This window comes from Nocardiopsis sp. RV163 (assembly GCF_001029525.1).
GTDB classification, from domain to species: Bacteria; Actinomycetota; Actinomycetes; order Streptosporangiales; family Streptosporangiaceae; genus Nocardiopsis; species Nocardiopsis dassonvillei.
This window is the reverse complement of sequence record NZ_LEKI01000145.1, coordinates 1-14,762: the sequence shown is the minus strand read 5'-3', so window position 1 is coordinate 14,762 and position 14,762 is coordinate 1. Positions and strand designations below refer to the sequence as shown.

At 74.0% G+C, this 14,762-nt stretch carries 10 protein-coding genes; 5 read left to right on the top strand and 5 right to left on the bottom strand.

The annotated features are described in order from the left end of the window. The first annotated feature begins 20 nt into the window (after positions 1-20). Entirely contained in the window at positions 21-1,826 is a 1,806-nt protein-coding gene (locus tag ABD54_RS21055; RefSeq protein WP_047871250.1) for a gamma-glutamyltransferase family protein, read from the top strand. A gap of 336 nt (positions 1,827-2,162) precedes the next feature. Here ABD54_RS21055 and ABD54_RS21050 read toward each other — a convergent pair whose 3' ends face one another. From ABD54_RS21050 to ABD54_RS21030, 5 genes are all read right to left on the bottom strand, one after another. After that, positions 2,163-3,329 carry a C40 family peptidase gene (locus tag ABD54_RS21050; protein WP_200904163.1) on the bottom strand — a complete coding sequence of 389 codons (1,167 nt, stop codon included), beginning with the start codon at positions 3,327-3,329 and terminating at the stop codon, positions 2,163-2,165. A 162-nt stretch (positions 3,330-3,491) separates the two neighbouring features. Continuing rightward, positions 3,492-5,168, bottom strand: a complete 1,677-nt coding sequence (locus tag ABD54_RS21045; RefSeq protein ID WP_047871248.1) for a bifunctional 3'-5' exonuclease/DNA polymerase — start codon at positions 5,166-5,168, stop codon at positions 3,492-3,494. A 165-nt stretch (positions 5,169-5,333) separates the two neighbouring features. Further along, positions 5,334-6,266, bottom strand: a complete 933-nt coding sequence (locus tag ABD54_RS21040; protein WP_047871247.1) for a 2-hydroxyacid dehydrogenase — start codon at positions 6,264-6,266, stop codon at positions 5,334-5,336. Between the two features lie 57 nt (positions 6,267-6,323). Further along, positions 6,324-7,142 carry an RNA methyltransferase gene (locus ABD54_RS21035; RefSeq protein ID WP_047871246.1) on the bottom strand — a complete coding sequence of 273 codons (819 nt, stop codon included), beginning with the start codon at positions 7,140-7,142 and terminating at the stop codon, positions 6,324-6,326. 354 nt (positions 7,143-7,496) lie between these two features. Further along, entirely contained in the window at positions 7,497-8,162 is a 666-nt protein-coding gene (locus ABD54_RS21030) for a hypothetical protein (protein ID WP_047871245.1), read from the bottom strand. A gap of 350 nt (positions 8,163-8,512) precedes the next feature. Here ABD54_RS21030 and ABD54_RS21025 point away from each other — a divergent pair, with 350 nt between their 5' ends. From ABD54_RS21025 to ABD54_RS28075, 4 genes are all read left to right on the top strand, one after another. After that, positions 8,513-10,279, top strand: a complete 1,767-nt coding sequence (locus ABD54_RS21025; RefSeq protein ID WP_047871244.1) for a VWA domain-containing protein — start codon at positions 8,513-8,515, stop codon at positions 10,277-10,279. A 270-nt stretch (positions 10,280-10,549) separates the two neighbouring features. After that, positions 10,550-12,313, top strand: coding sequence for a substrate-binding domain-containing protein (locus ABD54_RS21020; RefSeq protein WP_047871243.1), 1,764 nt, complete (start codon positions 10,550-10,552; stop codon positions 12,311-12,313). 224 nt (positions 12,314-12,537) lie between these two features. Beyond that, positions 12,538-13,245: a hypothetical protein gene (locus ABD54_RS21015; protein WP_047871242.1), complete on the top strand. Its 708-nt coding sequence runs from the start codon at positions 12,538-12,540 to the stop codon at positions 13,243-13,245. A gap of 99 nt (positions 13,246-13,344) precedes the next feature. Next, on the top strand, positions 13,345-14,762 hold a 1,418-nt coding region (locus ABD54_RS28075; RefSeq protein ID WP_152692069.1), incomplete at its 3' end, for a DUF2510 domain-containing protein.

Below are 14,762 nucleotides of genomic sequence, written 5' to 3'. Positions count from 1 at the left end.
CCTGAGGAGGACCCGCCCAGATGCCCCTCGGTTTCACCACCCGCCCCCAGCTCCGCGGCGACTTCGGCATGGTCGCCTCCACCCACTGGCTGGCCAGCGCCACGGGCATGTCCCTGCTCGAACGCGGCGGCAACGCCTTCGACGCCGCCGTCGGCGCGGGGTTCACCCTCCAGGTGGTCGAACCCCACCTCAACGGCCCCGGCGGGGAGGTCCCTGTCATCTTCCAGGCCGCCGGGGGTTCCCCCCGCGTCCTGTGCGGCCAGGGGGTCTCCCCCGCCTCGGCGACCGTCGACGCCTTCGCGGGCATGGACCGCGTCCCCGGCAGCGGCGTGCTCGCCGCCACCGTCCCCGGCTCCTTCGACGCCTGGATGCTGCTGCTGCGCGACCACGGCACCATGACCGTCCGCGACGTGCTGGACCACGCCATCGGACTGGCCGAGCGCGGCTATCCCGTCCTGGACCGCATCGCCGCCGCCGTCGAGGCGCTCACCCCCGTCTTCTCCCGGCACTGGGCCGGTTCGGCCGCCGTCTACCTCCCGCACGGCGCCGCGCCCCGCCCCGGCTCCCGGCTGCGCAACCCCGCCCTGGCCGCCGCCTACCGGCGGATCGTCGCCGAGGCCGAGGCCCGCGGAGGCGACCGCGAGGCGCAGATCGAGGCGGCCCGGCGGTCCTGGTCGCAGGGCTTCGTCGCGGAGGCGGTCGGGGACTTCCTGTCCTCGCCCGTCCCCAGCGGCACGGGCGAGCCCCAGCGGGCCCTGCTCACAGCGCAGGACATGGCCGACTGGAGCGCCTCCTACGAGGAGCCCGTCAGCGCGGCCTACGGTGCCCACACCGTGCACAAGACCGGCCCGTGGGGGCAGGGACCCGTCATGCTCCAGCAGTTGCGGCTGGCCGAGGCCCTGGGCACCGGCCGCGACGTGCTCGACGGGGTCAGCGCCGACTTCGTGCACGGTGTGACCGAGGCGGCCAAGCTCGCCTTCGCCGACCGCGAGGCCTGGTACGGCGACCCCGACTTCACGGACGTGCCCCTCAAGGAGCTGCTGGGCGCCGACTACACCGCGCGCCGCGCGGCACTTGTCGACGGTGCGCGCGCCAGCACGGAGCAGCGCCCCGGCTCCGTCGGCGACCGCACGCCCTTCGAACCGCCGCTGTACGTGCCGGGCCGCACCCCCGGCGACCGCACCACGGGCGAGCCCACGGTACGCCAGGACGCCGTCGCCGACCTAGCCGACCTGCGCGGGGACACCTGCCACGTGGACGTCGTGGACGCGTGGGGCAACATGGTCTCGGCCACGCCCAGCGGCGGCTGGCTCAGCAGTTCGCCGGTCGTCCCCGCCCTCGGCTTCCCACTGGGCACCCGGGCTCAGATGTTCTGGCTCGACCCGGCCTCCCCCAACGCCCTGGCGCCCCGCAAGCGCCCCCGCACCACCCTGTCCCCCACCCTGGTGACCGGGGAGGACGGCCGGGCCGTGCTGGCGATCGGCACTCCGGGCGGCGACCAGCAGGACCAGTGGACGTTCACCGCCCTGCTGCGGATCCTCAACGGGGCGGAGAACCTCCAGGAGGTCCTGGACACCCCGATGTTCCACACCACCGCCTTCCCCAGCTCCTTCCACCCCCGCGAGACGGTTCCGGGCGGCCTGGTCGTGGAACCGGGTGTGGGAGCGGAGGCCGTCGAGGAGTTGCGCCGACGCGGCCACCGTGTGCAGGTCGCCCAGGAGTGGACGCTGGGGCGCCTGGCCGCAGTGGCCCGCGACCCCGAGACCGGCGAGCTGCGCGCCGCCGCCGACGCGCGGGCCTCCCAGGGGTACGCGGTCGGCCGCTGAACCGGGTCTGAACCGCACGGGACCGTAGGAAGACGAAACGGCACGCGACGCCGCGCGACGCTGCACGGAACACGCCGCACAGGGGGGTTGACAGCGCTTACCTGCATTGATCTGGGCTCTTGCCAAATCGCCCGGTCACTGCTTATGTAGACCCTGTGCGACGGCACTCCGGGAAAGCTCCCGATCGCGTTCCGTCAGAACTCAATACCATCGCATCAGGGCTCGTGCGCTGTCTCCCCTCCCTCAGTGACGGCCCTGTTCCCCCTCCTGACCGAGGCCTGCCTTCCCCTCCCGGCTGGGTTTTTCGGACAAGGAGAACAAGCGGGCCGCGCGGCGTCAGGTGTTGACGCGCACGGCTCCGGCGTAGTCGGCGGTGCGTACCGGGGTGACCCGAACGTCCAGGCCGGTGCGCGGCGCCTCCAGCATCATGCCCTCGCCCAGGTAGATGGCCACGTGCGAGATGTAGTCGGGAGCGGTGGGGTCCGTGCGCCAGAACAGCAGGTCGCCGCGCTGGAGGTCGTCGAACTCCACGCGCCGTCCGGCGTTCCACTGGTCGTGGGTGACCCGAGGGATGGACACGCCCGCCTGGGCGAAGGCCCACTGGAGCAGGCCCGAGCAGTCGAATCCGCCCTCCGGGGTCTCACCGCCCCAGACGTAGGGGACGCCCAGTTGGCTCTCGGCGTTGTCGATGACCTGCTCGATGACCGAGGGGGCCACGGCCTCGCCCTCGACCAGCGGCTCGGGCGAGTCGGCGACGAGCTGGAGGGAGACGTCCTCGCCGAGGGCCCCGGCCAGTGCCTCGTGCAGCTCGGCCAGGTCGGCCCCCGGCGCCGAGACCACCAGGGCGTTGCCCCTGGGCATGCCCAGTTCGGCGGCGCGCTCGCGGGAGACCAGCGCGTCGATCCCGGCGATGCCGGAGGTGGCGTGCGTCCACACCTCCAGGGGGACCTCTCCGCGCCCGCCCGCGACGGTGACCTCGCGGCCGACCTCCAGTCCGCGCTCGGTGCCGACGTCCTTGGACAGGGCGACGTGGCCCTCGGCGACGCCCTGCCAGATCTCGTCGGATTCAGCCGAGGGCGCGGGGGCGTGGTTGCGGAAGCTGGAGGGGCTGACGCCGAGCACCGAGGTGGGTTCGCCCTCGATCTCGACACGGGCGGCGTCCACCGCCAGGACGCTCTCGACGCTTTCGATACCGCGGACGGCCTCGACGGCCTCGCGCGGCAGGGCGCGGGGGGCGACCGCGAAGTACTCGGTGCTGCGGGGCTCGCGGTAGGGGGCCACGTAGGCGTCGCGCCGCAACCGGGAGTCGGAGACCTCGGGGGACTGCTCGGACGTCCCCTGCCGGGGGCCTCCGGCGCCGGAGGCCTCGGAGGAGAGCTGTTCGCTGATGGGGGGGCGGTCCTCGACCACCGGCTCCGCCCAGGCCGGAGTGGTCCCGAAGGCGGTGAAGGCGACGGCGAAGGCGGCCGTGGTTCCCGCACACGTTCTCAAGCGGCTCCGCACGGGGGGATCTCACCTTTCTGTGAGTGAGCCGACCGGGGCGTGGGGAACCCCTGCGGCGTACGGCCCGTTGCCGGTTTTACACTTTCCGGATCCAAGAATGGGCGTACCGGGACGAGTTTGCAAGAAGCCCACGCCGTCCGATACCTGACGGCCACGCGGTGCTCACCCGATGTTCCTCGTCACCACGGGGGTCAGCGGGAAGCGCACCGGGGTGTCCGCGAAGAGGGCGGCTCGGGTCGTGGCCTCGGCCTCGGCCACCGCGCGCACCGCATCCTCGGCCAGGTCGGCCGGCACGTGCAGCACGACCTCGTCGTGGACGAAGAAGACGATCCCCGCCCCCTCGGGCATGTCCGGCAGGCGCTGGCGCAGCGAGGCGAGCAGGGCCAGGGCCCACTCGGCGGCGGTGGCCTGGACGACGAAGTTGCGGGTGAACCGGCCCTGGGCGCGGCGGCGGCGCTCGCCGCCGGGTCCGGAGACGGCGGCGTCCCACCCAGCGGGGGCGGGCGATGTGCGCCCCAGCCAGGAGCGGACGACGCCGCCGGCCTCTCCGGTGCGCGCGGCGGAGTCCACGTACTCCAGGGCGCGCGGGTAGAGGCGGCGCATGGTGGCCAACAGGGGCGCGGCGTCGCCGGAGGTCTGGCCGTACATGGCCGACAGCACGCCGATCTTGGCACGGTCGCGGTCGCCGCCCACGTGCACGGCCAGGCGCGCGTACAGGTCCTCCTCCGCGGCCGCGGCGGCCAGTGCGTCGTCGCCGGAGACCGCGGCGAGCACGCGGGGTTCGAGCTGTCCGGCGTCGGCGCGGACGAGGACCCAGCCCGGGTCGGCGCGGACCGCCCCGCGCAGCGACCGCGGGATCTGGAGGGCGCCGCCGCCCCGGGTGGCCCAACGGCCCGACACCACTCCGCCGACCACGTAGTCGGGGTGGAAGCGGCCGAGGGTGGTCCCGTCCGGGCCGGGACGCCTGCGCACCCAGGTGTCCAGCCACGTCCAGCCGTTGGCGGAGTGCAGGCGGGCGAGCTCCTTGTAGCGCAGCAGGAGCGGGACGACGGGGTGGTCGATCCTCTCCAGGACCCAGGAGCGGGTGGAGTCGACGGGGTGGCCGATCCACGCCATGGCCCGCAGGACCTGCGCCGGGGAGTCGGGGTTGACCTCGCGGCCCACGGCCTCGCCGATGCGGGCGGCGAGGTCGGCGAGCACGGGCGGGCGCTGCCCGGAGGGCGGCCGGTGGCCGAGGAGCCCGGTGAGGATCTCGTCGTGGACGTCGGGCCGCCAGGGCAGGCCGTCGTGGCTCATCTCCGCTGCGGCCAGTCCCCCGGCCGACTCCACGGCGGCGAGCAGGCGCATGCGGCCGGACGCGGGTTCGGGGAGTTCAGCGAGGCGCCGTAGCTGGTCGGCGTGCACCTCGACCAGGGCGGCGAGGCGGTCGGTGCCCGGGGGCAGGGTGGAGCGGTCGGCCTCGAAGAGCGCGGGCTGGGTGTGGGCGGCGCCGCCCCCGCCGAGGGGGCGCACGGGGTCGTCGGGGACGGGCAGCCGGTGCAGGCGGGCCCAGGCGGCGCCGAGCGAGGAGGCCTCGCCGTGGCGGGCGCGGTAGCCCAGGAGCAGTGCCTCGGTGAGCGCGGCGTCGTGGCAGCGCGAGACGCGCACCCCGGCGCGGACGAGGTCGGGGTAGACGTCCTCACCGGCCGACCAGACCCAGCGGGGCGGCTGGGAGCGGGCGTGCTCGGCCTCGCGCACGGCGGCGGCCAGGTCGCCGACGCGGCGGATCGGGCCGGGGGCCTCGTCCAGTTCCTGGAGCCAGCCGCCGCCCTCGCCGTCGGCGACCACCGCGATCCGCATCCTCCCCAGTGTGCCGCCCGCCTGCGACAGTTCCGCGGACGCGCCGCGCGGGAGGCCCGGCCCGGTTCCGTCACCGAAGGGACGGAACCGGGCCCGCTTTCCGGGGTCGGCCGCGCGGCCAGGGCGGGCGGAACCTCGCCCGGGGCCGGGCGCACCGACGCGGTGTCAGGCGTTGCGGTCTGATCCGGCGCGGACCACGTTGGCCAGCGGCTCACCGGCGGCCCAGCGGGCGAGCTGGGCGTCCATGAAGGCGCGGGCACGCGGGTAGAACGCGGCCGAGCCGCCCGCCACGTGCGGGGTGAGGAACACGCCTGGGGCGTTCCACAGCGGGTGGTCCGCGGGCGGCGGCTCGGGGTCGGTGACGTCGAGGGCGGCCCGCACCCGTCCCTTCTGCTCCAGCAGGGCGCCGGTGTCCAGGACCGGGCCGCGACCCACGTTGACCACGAGGGCGTCATCGCGCAGCAGGGCGAACTCGCGGGCGCCGAACAGGCCGCGGGTGGCCTCGGTGAGCGGGGTGACCAGGACGACGATGTCGGCCCCGGGCAGCAGGGCGTGCAGCTCGTCCACACCGTGCACGCCCTCGTCCGGACGGGCGCGGCTGGCCACGCGCACGACCTCGGCCTCGAAGGGCAGCAGGCGGCTCTCGACGGCCTGGCCGATGCTGCCGTAGCCGACGATCACCACGCGTGAGTCGGCCAGGGAGCGCAGCCGGGCGGAGCCCCAGTGGTGCTCCCTCTGCGCGAGCGCCCACCGGGGCAGGTCCCGCTGGGCGGCCAGGATGAGCGCGAGGGCGTGCTCGGCGGTGCTGGCGTCGTGGAGGCCGCGCCCGTTGCACAGGGTCACGTGGTCCGGCAGCAGCGGGAGCACCTGCTCGTACCCGGCGGACAGGAGCTGGACGACCTCCAGCGACGGCATCCGCGCGATCATGTCGAGCCGCGCGTCGACGCCCTGGGTGGAGGGGGTGTAGGGCACCTGGTAGAAGGCGACCTCGTCCAGTCCGCTGCCGGGCGCCGCTCCCCCCGCGTAGAGGTCCACGGTCAGGGAGTCCGGGGCGTTGTCCCTGTTCTGCTCCCACTGCACCAGCGTTCGGCCGCCCATGTCGCGCCGCCCTTCCCCTCGGTCCGTCTCAGGCGCCACCCTAACGGGACGGGCGCGTCAGCCGGTGGAGCGGGTGAGCTCGTAGCAGGCGATGGCGGCCGCGGCGGTGACGTTGAGGGAGTCGACGTCGCGGTCGGCCATGGGGATGTGCACCCGGGCGGTGGACCGCTCCAGCCAGCGGGAGGAGAGTCCGTCGCCCTCGGTGCCGAGCAGGAGGCCGACCCGCTCGCCGGGCGCGAGGGCGGCCATGGCCTCGCCCAGGGGCAGGGAGCCCTCCCCAGGCGTGAGCGCCATGAGGTGGAACCCGGCCGCGCGCAGGGTGTCCAGACCGCCGTACCAGTCGTCCATGCGGGTGTGGGGCAGGGTGAAGACCGCGCCCATGGACACCTTGACCGCGCGCCGGTACAGGGGGTCGGCGCAGCGAGGCGCGAGCACGATCGCGTCCACGCCCAGACCGGCGGCGCTGCGGAAGATGGCTCCCACGTTGGTGTGGTCCACCAGGTCCTCCAGGACCACGATGGTGCGCGCCCCGGCCAGGACGCCGTCGAGCGGGGGCAGGGCGCGGCGGTGGAAGGCGGCCAGCGCGCCGCGGTGCAGGTCGAAGCCGACGAGTTTCTCGGCGGTGTCCTCCTCGACCACGTACAGCGGCGCGGAGGAGGCGGCGACCACGTCGTCGAGCGCCTCGGCCCGGCGTTCGGTGAGCAGGAAGCTGCGGGGTTCGAACCCGGCCGCGGCGGCCCGGCGGATGACCTTGTCGCCCTCGGCCATGAACAGCCCGTGCTCGGCCTCCAGGTGGCGGCGCAGGTTCACGTCGCGCAGGCGGGTGTAGTCGGCCAGGCGCGGGTCCGCGGGGTCACTGACCTTGATGACGTCCATGGGGGACGATTATCTCCGGTCCGCGAGGGTTGCGGTCCAGAGGCCGCCCACAGGGTCGGGGAACCCCGGCCCGGAGCCGCGCACGGGGTTGGCGCAGCCCGCTCGGAAGCCGTGCACGGACCACCGCCCACAGGGGCCGCGCGGGGCTGGTGGCGCTGTCGGCGGCGCGACACACTGGAAAACGGGGGGTCTAACCCCTGCTGTCGCCGGCGCGTGGCGCCCCCGTCATCGAGCCTACGCCCGCGCCGCCGCGCCCGGTAAGCCCTGATCGCGGCCTGTGGACGGGCGTCCCGTGGACACGGACCCAATCGCCCGGCAGGCCTCACCGCGTCCCAGGCCCGGCCGCGCCGTCCGTCAGCTGATCTGCTCGGTGAGGGCGCGCAGGCGCTGCCAGCGCGCCTCCTCGCAGGAGCCCTTGCGGGTGAGCGTGGTCTCGACCTCCTGGCCCTCCCAGGTGCCCACGATGGTGGCCTCCTGGGGTCCGTACACCTTGTCGGTGCACACGGTCCCCTCGCGGACCTCGGTGAACAGCAGCGCGCTGCCCGTGTTGACGGCCTCGGTCGGCTCCGCGTCGGCCTCGTCACCCGCGTCGTCCGCGTCGCCCTCCGCGGCCTCGTCCCCGCCGCCCTCGGCGGCGACCGACTCCTCCTCGACGGTGACCGGCTCGCCGGCGTCGGCCTGGAACTCCTCCGCGACCCGGGCCAGCTCGGCGCAGGCGGCGGGGTCCTCCTCCGGGTTCCCGGTGCACATCAGCGTCTGCACCCAGGCGCGTCCGCGGTCGCTCACCTGGACCTGGAGCCGACCGCTGGGACCCCCCTCCACGACCTCCTCGGGCTCGGCCGCGTCGGGGGCCGAATCCGGGGTCATCGCGGTGGCGGTCCGCACGTCACGCTGGTCCGGCGGCAGCATCGACGGACCGACGATCGCCCCGTAGGCGACCGCGCCGAGGCAGCACGCTCCGGCGAGCATGGCGGTGCCGAGGGTGCCTCGGCTCCGGTGTTCACGATGCGATGGGGACATGCCAAAAACCCTCGGGGGTCGGTGTCACGGGACGTCCACTGGGGAGTGTGGGCTGGGTGTGGACGCGGGGCCTAAGCCTAGCGGGGAGCGCCGAGCGACCCTTGACGGGCACGGTAACAAAGCGATCACCCCGGTCTGGTCGGGAAGGGCTTCCTCTCCTGCATTACCAACGAGTAAGGTCCTGGAAACGTGTCGTTCGCGCCTCACGGTGTGGTCGTTCGGCCTCCATACCGTGTGACGCCGTCGGGTGCGCGGAGGTTCGCACCCGCTTCCGCGGGGCCGAGGCCGTGGCACCGCGGGGGCACCGCCCCGCCCCGGCGTCGACCCCGCATTGACCCCCCGGAGTACCCGTGCCCAGTGGACGCCACCGTCAGGCCTCACCGACCGCCGCGAACACCCGCAGGGCGGTCGCGTCCCCGTTGGGGATCACCGCGATCACCGTCGCCCTGATCGCGGCGGCCGCGGTCGCGGTCCCGGTCGGACTCGACATGCTCGGCTGCAGCGACACCCGCTACCTGCGCGTGTCGGCGGCCCAGAGCATCGCGCCCGTGCTCCGCGAGGCCGCGGACGGGTTCAACGACGAGCGCCCCAGCTACGACGGCGAGTGCGTGTACGCGCAGGTGGACGAGATCGCGCCGCACCGCATCATGAGCGCCCTGTCCGGGGGCCGCGCGGGCGACTCCACCATCGCCCCGCACGTGTGGGTGCCCGAGTCCTCGGCCTGGGTCGAGCTGACCCGCGTCTCCGGCGGCGGCACGCACCGCATCGACACCGACCCGCCATCGCTGGCCGGCTCACCGGTGGTCCTGGCCGCGCCGCGGGGCAGCGAGGGCATGCCCGGGCCAGACGGGACCGAATGGCCCCTGGTCCTGCCCGACGACCGCGAACGCCCCCTGGTGATGATCGACCCCAACCGCGGCGCCGACGGTATGGCCGTCATGCACGCGGTCCGCCGCCACCTGGGCACCGGTGACGAGGCCGACACCGCCATGACCGACTTCGTACGCGACGTGCAACTGGACAGCGCGTTCGGCGAGATCGACCTCGCCACCTTCTACCCCTCCGGCCACGGGGGCGGCGCAAGCGGCGAAGGCGGCGGGGGGCGCGTCGACCCGCTGATCGCCGTCCCCGAACAGGCGGTGGTGTCCTACAACGCCGACCGCGCCGGGTCGGCGCCGCTGCTGGAGGCCCACTACCCCGCCGAGGGCACCGTCAGCCTCGACTACCCCTACGTCACCACCACCGACACGGCCTCGCTGCGGTCGGCCGCCGCGGACCTGCACGAGGTGCTGCGCCAGGACTCCTACCGCGCCCGGCTCCGGGATCTCGGCTTCCGCGACCCCGACGGCACCCTGTCCGGCGCGGCCGGTGAGGACCCCGACAGGTTCGGTGTGACCGCTGAGGAGCCGCCCACCCACGACGACCTCACCGGGGACGCCCTGCTGGCCTCGGTCACCGACTGGAACCGGCTGTCGATGCCGAGCCGCACCCTGGTGCTCGCCGACACCTCCGCGAACATGGCTCAGGACCTCGACGGGGGCCCGAGCCGGATGGAGGTCGCCCGGCAGGCGGCGCTCATGGGCCTGTCGCTGTTCCCCGACGAGACCGACATGGGCCTGTGGCTGATGTCGGACGACGACACGAGCGGCCGCGTCGAGGCCGCGGACATGCGCCCCCTGGGCGGGACGGAGCAGGGCGACACCGCCACCCGTCGCGGGGAGCTCATCGGGGTGGCCGAGGGGATCGCGGTCCGCGGCGGCGGTTCGCGCCTGTACGACAACATCCTGGCCGCCTACGACCGGGTGCAGGACGACTACGACGAGGACAAGATCAACAGCGTCATCCTGCTCACCGCCGGGCAGGACGAGGGGTCCAGCGACATCACGCACGCGGACCTGGTGGCGGCGCTCCAGGACCGCTTCGACCCCGAGCGGCCGGTCAGCATGTTCATCATCGCCTTCGGATCGCGCGAGCAGCAGGTCGCGGAGGAGGAGCTGCGGCGGATCGCGGCCGCCACCAGCGGTTCGCTGTTCGTCACCGACGACCCCGACGAGATCGGCGACATCTTCCTCAGCTCCATCTCGCGGCGTCTTTGCGTGCCCGACTGCGACGGCTGACGACCGGAGCCGCCTCCGACCGGCGCGGTCTCGATTGGGTATCGGAATCGAATTTCGTTCCACCTCGGCCGGAAAGGAGAACGCGGGACGAACGGAAGGAATCCCCCGAGGCGGTCGGTGCCGTGCCCGGGTTCACACCCGCGGGCCCCCGTCAGGGCCGGCGGGCGAGCCACACGGTCGGCATTAACCCGGTCTGGACTGTTGAGTACCGTTTCCCACCAGTAACACCCCCCTGTACGCCTCGTCCGTACACCACCAGTGAGGAAAGCTGTGGGACGTCACCGCGGAAGATACGCAGAAGAGACCTCCGGCCGGTCCAGGCGCCGTCGCGGCCGCGGCGGCGCCTTCGCGGCGCTGGCCGCCGCGCTGGTAATCGTGGTCGGCCTCGCCGCGGTGGGCGTCTACGTGTTCGGCCGGTCCGACGGCTGCGGCGGCTCCGACATCGCGCTGGACGTCGCGGTCAGCCCCGAGATCGCCCCGGCCCTGATCGACGTCGCCTCCGACTTCAACGCGGAGGAGCACCAGGTGGACGGGAGCTGCGTTCAGGTGCAGGTGCGCCAGGTCGACTCCGCCAACGTCGCCTTCGGCATCACCGGCGAGGGCGCGACCATGGGCGACACCGATTCCGACGTGTGGATCCCGGACTCCTCCCTGTGGCCGCGCCTGGTCCAGAACCAGGCCGGCGACGCCGCCGTCACCGAGACGGGTACATCCGTGGCCCGTTCGCCGCTGGTCCTCGCCGAGCTCACCGAATTCGACGACGAGGAATCCCCGAGCAGCTGGGCGGAGGTCGTGCCCACCACCGCCCCGGGCCAGGAGTCGGAGCGCACCGTCCGCGTGGTCGACCCCGCCCGCAACGCGACCGGTCTGGGCACCCTCTACCTCCTGCACGGCGCGCTGGAGGAGGCCAGCCCCGACACCGACGCGTTCAACGCGCGGATGACCGCGGCCCTGCAGTCACTGCACCGGGGCGCGTCCTCGGACGAGGAGGCCGCCTTCCTCGCCCTCAGCGGCGGCGCCGCCGAGGCCCCGCCCATGATGGTGATGTCGGAACAGGCCGTGTGGCGCTACAACGCCGCGCACGGGGACGACCCCGCCCAGGCCGACTACATGGAGGGCGGCACCTACTACCTCGACTACCCCTACGTCGTGCGCGGCGAGGAGAGCGCCGTCACCCGCGCCGCCGAGGAGTTCCGCGAGGCGGTACGCGGGGAGGACGCGCGGACCCGGCTGCTCGCGGAGGGCTTCCGCGGTCCCGAGGGCCAGATCGACGCCTCCGTGCTCACCGGTGAGGTCGGCTTCGCCGCCGAGCCGCCCGCCGAACTGCCCACGCCCGCGGCGGAGTCGATCACCGGGCTGATCCGCACCTGGAACCAGCTCAAGATGGACTCCCGCGTCCTGGCGATCGTGGACGTCTCCGGCTCGATGCTGGCCGGGGTGCCCGGGACCGGGATGACCCGCATGCAGGTGACCAGCGCCGCCGCCACGCAGGGCCTGGAGATGTTCACTCCCAGTTCGGAGCTGGGCCTGTGGGAGTTCTCCACCAACGTCAACAACGAGCTGCACTACCAGGAGATCGCGCCGATCCGCGAGCTCCAGGCGGCCTCCGACGACGGCGCCGCGCACCGGGACGACCTGGCGGGCGCGCTGGCCTCGCTCCAGCCCCTGCCGCAGGGGGACACGGCGCTGTACGAGACCTACCTGGCGGCCTATCAGGAGATGTCGCGCACCTACCAGCCGGACCGGACCAACGTCATCCTCATGCTGACCGACGGCGACAACGACAACCCCGGCGGTCTGGGGCTGGACGAGCTGACGTCCCAGATCGAGTCCCTGGCTAGCCCGTCGCGGCCGATCCCGATCATCACCATCGCGTTCGGGCCCGACGTGCAGAACCTGGAGCCGCTCCAGGAGATCGCCGCCGCCACCGGCGGCGCCGCCTACATGACCGAGGACCCCACCGAGATAGGTGAGATCTTCCTCCAGGCGTTCTCCCTGCGCATCTCCGAGGACTCCGAGGAGACCACGGAGTAGTCGCAACGGCGTCAGGGGCCGCGGGCCCGGACGCCTCCTTCGCCCCGCCCTCCCCCGCGCGGCTCCGGCCCCTTCCCACGGAACTCCTACGGGCGGTGACAAGTCCCTGTCCTCCGGGTGAGGGGCTCTGGACTTCTCCGTTGTGTTGGCGTACTCAGAGAGGAGTCGGGGGTGCTCGCGCGGTACCGGAGGCCCGGCGCACGACGACCGGACGGGGGAAGGCCATGACGGAGGCGTGGATGCCCGGCGCCGAGAGGTTCGGCGGTGGGACGAGCACCCGGACATCCCCCGGGATCGGCGCTCCGCGCGCCGTGTGGACGGTGACGGGGTCCGACCCCGAATCCTGGTCCGCGCGCGAGGAGGCGCAGCGGCTGGTGAACGAGGAGCGCGAGGCGCACCTGGTGTGGAACCCGCTGACCGGCGACGTGGTCCAGACCCTGGCCGCGACCCGCCGCGGACGCCTGGCCCTGGGCGGCACCCGCCGGTACGGGCTGTACCACGACCACGGCCATGAGGGGCGGGTGTGTCTGGTGGTGGCGGTGGTGTCCTCCTGGGAGACCCCCTTCACCGATGGTCCGCTGCACGGGCTGTCCCCGATCCTGACGTGGCTGGACTCCTGGGGGGTGGAGCGGGTCTGGCGCGCGGACCCCGTGGGACCGGTGGCGGGGACCGTGGCGGCGACGGGTGGCGCGGCGGCGCGCAGCACGGCGTCGCGGGCCGCGACGGCGCCGCATTCGGCCGAGACCACGCGCGCGGCGCGGGCGGCGCGCGCGTGGGCCAGGGGAGGGCACTTCGGCCACGACCAGGTCCCCGGCTCCTGCGCCAAGGGCCCCGGCAGACTGGACACCGCACGGCTGCTGGCCACCGGCCTCGTCCCGCCGCCGAGCGGTCCGCGCGCTCCCGCCGGTCCGCGGCCCTGCGCGACGAGGTGAGTACGCCGCGGCGGGAGAAAAATAGCCCGGGTGCTCTGACCACCGGTAATCGGATACCGCTGGTTCATCGCCGTTCGGCAACCCTTTAGTCTGTCGCCCATGGGTGGATCTATCGAGCCGGGTTGGTACGCGGACCCGCAGGGCGACGCGCAGACGCTCAGATGGTGGAACGGCAGCGAGTGGACACGGCATACCCGTTCCCTGAGCGAACTCCAGGACGGTGGCGGTCAGGGTGACGAGGAGGCCGCGACCACCCACATGGGCGGATCCGGGCAGGGTGGCGGGTCCGGACAGGGCACCCCCGGCTCCGATGACGAGGACCCCGGAACGGTGCGGCTGGGCCCCGCCCAGGAGCGGTCGGCGGCGCCGATCGACGACGAACCCAGCACCATGCGCATCAACCCCTCCTGGGCGCAGGGCGGCGACGATGAAGAGGAGCCCAACTCCGACCCGGGCGGCACGGGCGCCACGATGCGCGTCGACCCGGCCGATCTCCCTGGCCGCGGCGGCCCCGGGGCGGGAGAAGGGTACGGGGCGGGTGACGGGGCGACCGTGCGGGTCAACCCGGCCGACCTCCCACGGCGCGACGAGGACGAGCTGCCCACCGCCGACCTCACCGACGACGAGATCCCCACGTCCAACCTGACCGACGGCGACCTGGGCGGTGAGGCGCCGCGCACCGCGGTGTTCGACCCGGCTGGTCCCGGTGCTTCCGGCACTCCCGGTACCTCTGGTGCTGCCGGTGCTCCTGGTGTTCACGGGGCGGAGGGGGCCCCGGATGAGGCCCCGCGCACCGCGGTGTTCGACCCGGGTGACCCGGCCTTCTCCGGGGGCGCGGCCTCCGGGAGCGGAGCTTCCGGCGGCGGGACCGCCGGTACCGCGGTGTTCGACCCCGACGACCCCGCCTTCTCCGGAGGCGCGGACGAGGGGGACAGGAAGGGCGGCAAGTTCAACAAGTTCCTGGGCAGCCTCAAGGAGGGCTGGTCCGACCTGTCCGAGGAGCGCAAGGAGCAGCGCCGCCACTCCGAGGAGGAGTCGGCCAAGCGGCGCGAGGAGGAGCGGGTCCGCAGGGAGGCCGAACTCCAGGAGGAGGCGAAGCGCCGCGAGGAGGAGGCCCGGCGCCTGGCCGAGGAGCAGCCCCCGGGGGCACAGGGCCCGGGTGCCGCTGCCGCCGCCGGTTCGGCGGTCGGTGCGCAGCCGGGGGCCCCGTGGTCTCCGAGCGGGCAGCCCGATCGGCCCGGCCAGCCCTCCTCCGAGCAGCAGACCCCGGGCCAGCAGTCCTCGGGGCCGCAGCCCTCCGCCCAGCCGTTCCCCGGCGCCCAGCGGCCGCCGGGCTTCCCGCCAGCGCAGCCGCACTCGGGACCCCAGCAGGGGCACTCCGTTCCGCCTGCGGGCACGTCCGGACCCCAGCAGGGCATGTTCTCGCCGCAGCGCCATTCGGGACCGCAGCACCCGCAGTCGGGGCCCCAGGCCGGTTACCGCCAGCCTCCGCCGCCCCAGCATGGTGGTTTCGGCCC

What these genes read in the sequence shown, in the direction of transcription:
- ABD54_RS21055 (WP_047871250.1), top strand. Translation starts at nt 21, where the DNA reads ATGCCCCTCGGTTTCACCACCCGCCCCCAGCTCCGCGGCGACTTCGGC.
- ABD54_RS21045 (WP_047871248.1), bottom strand. Translation starts at nt 5,168, where the DNA reads ATGCGGATCGCGGTGGTCGCCGACGGCGAGGGCGGCGGCTGGCTCCAG.
- ABD54_RS21040 (WP_047871247.1), bottom strand. Translation starts at nt 6,266, where the DNA reads ATGGGCGGCCGAACGCTGGTGCAGTGGGAGCAGAACAGGGACAACGCC.
- ABD54_RS21035 (WP_047871246.1), bottom strand. Translation starts at nt 7,142, where the DNA reads ATGGACGTCATCAAGGTCAGTGACCCCGCGGACCCGCGCCTGGCCGAC.
- ABD54_RS21030 (WP_047871245.1), bottom strand. Translation starts at nt 8,162, where the DNA reads ATGTCCCCATCGCATCGTGAACACCGGAGCCGAGGCACCCTCGGCACC.
- ABD54_RS21015 (WP_047871242.1), top strand. Translation starts at nt 12,538, where the DNA reads ATGACGGAGGCGTGGATGCCCGGCGCCGAGAGGTTCGGCGGTGGGACG.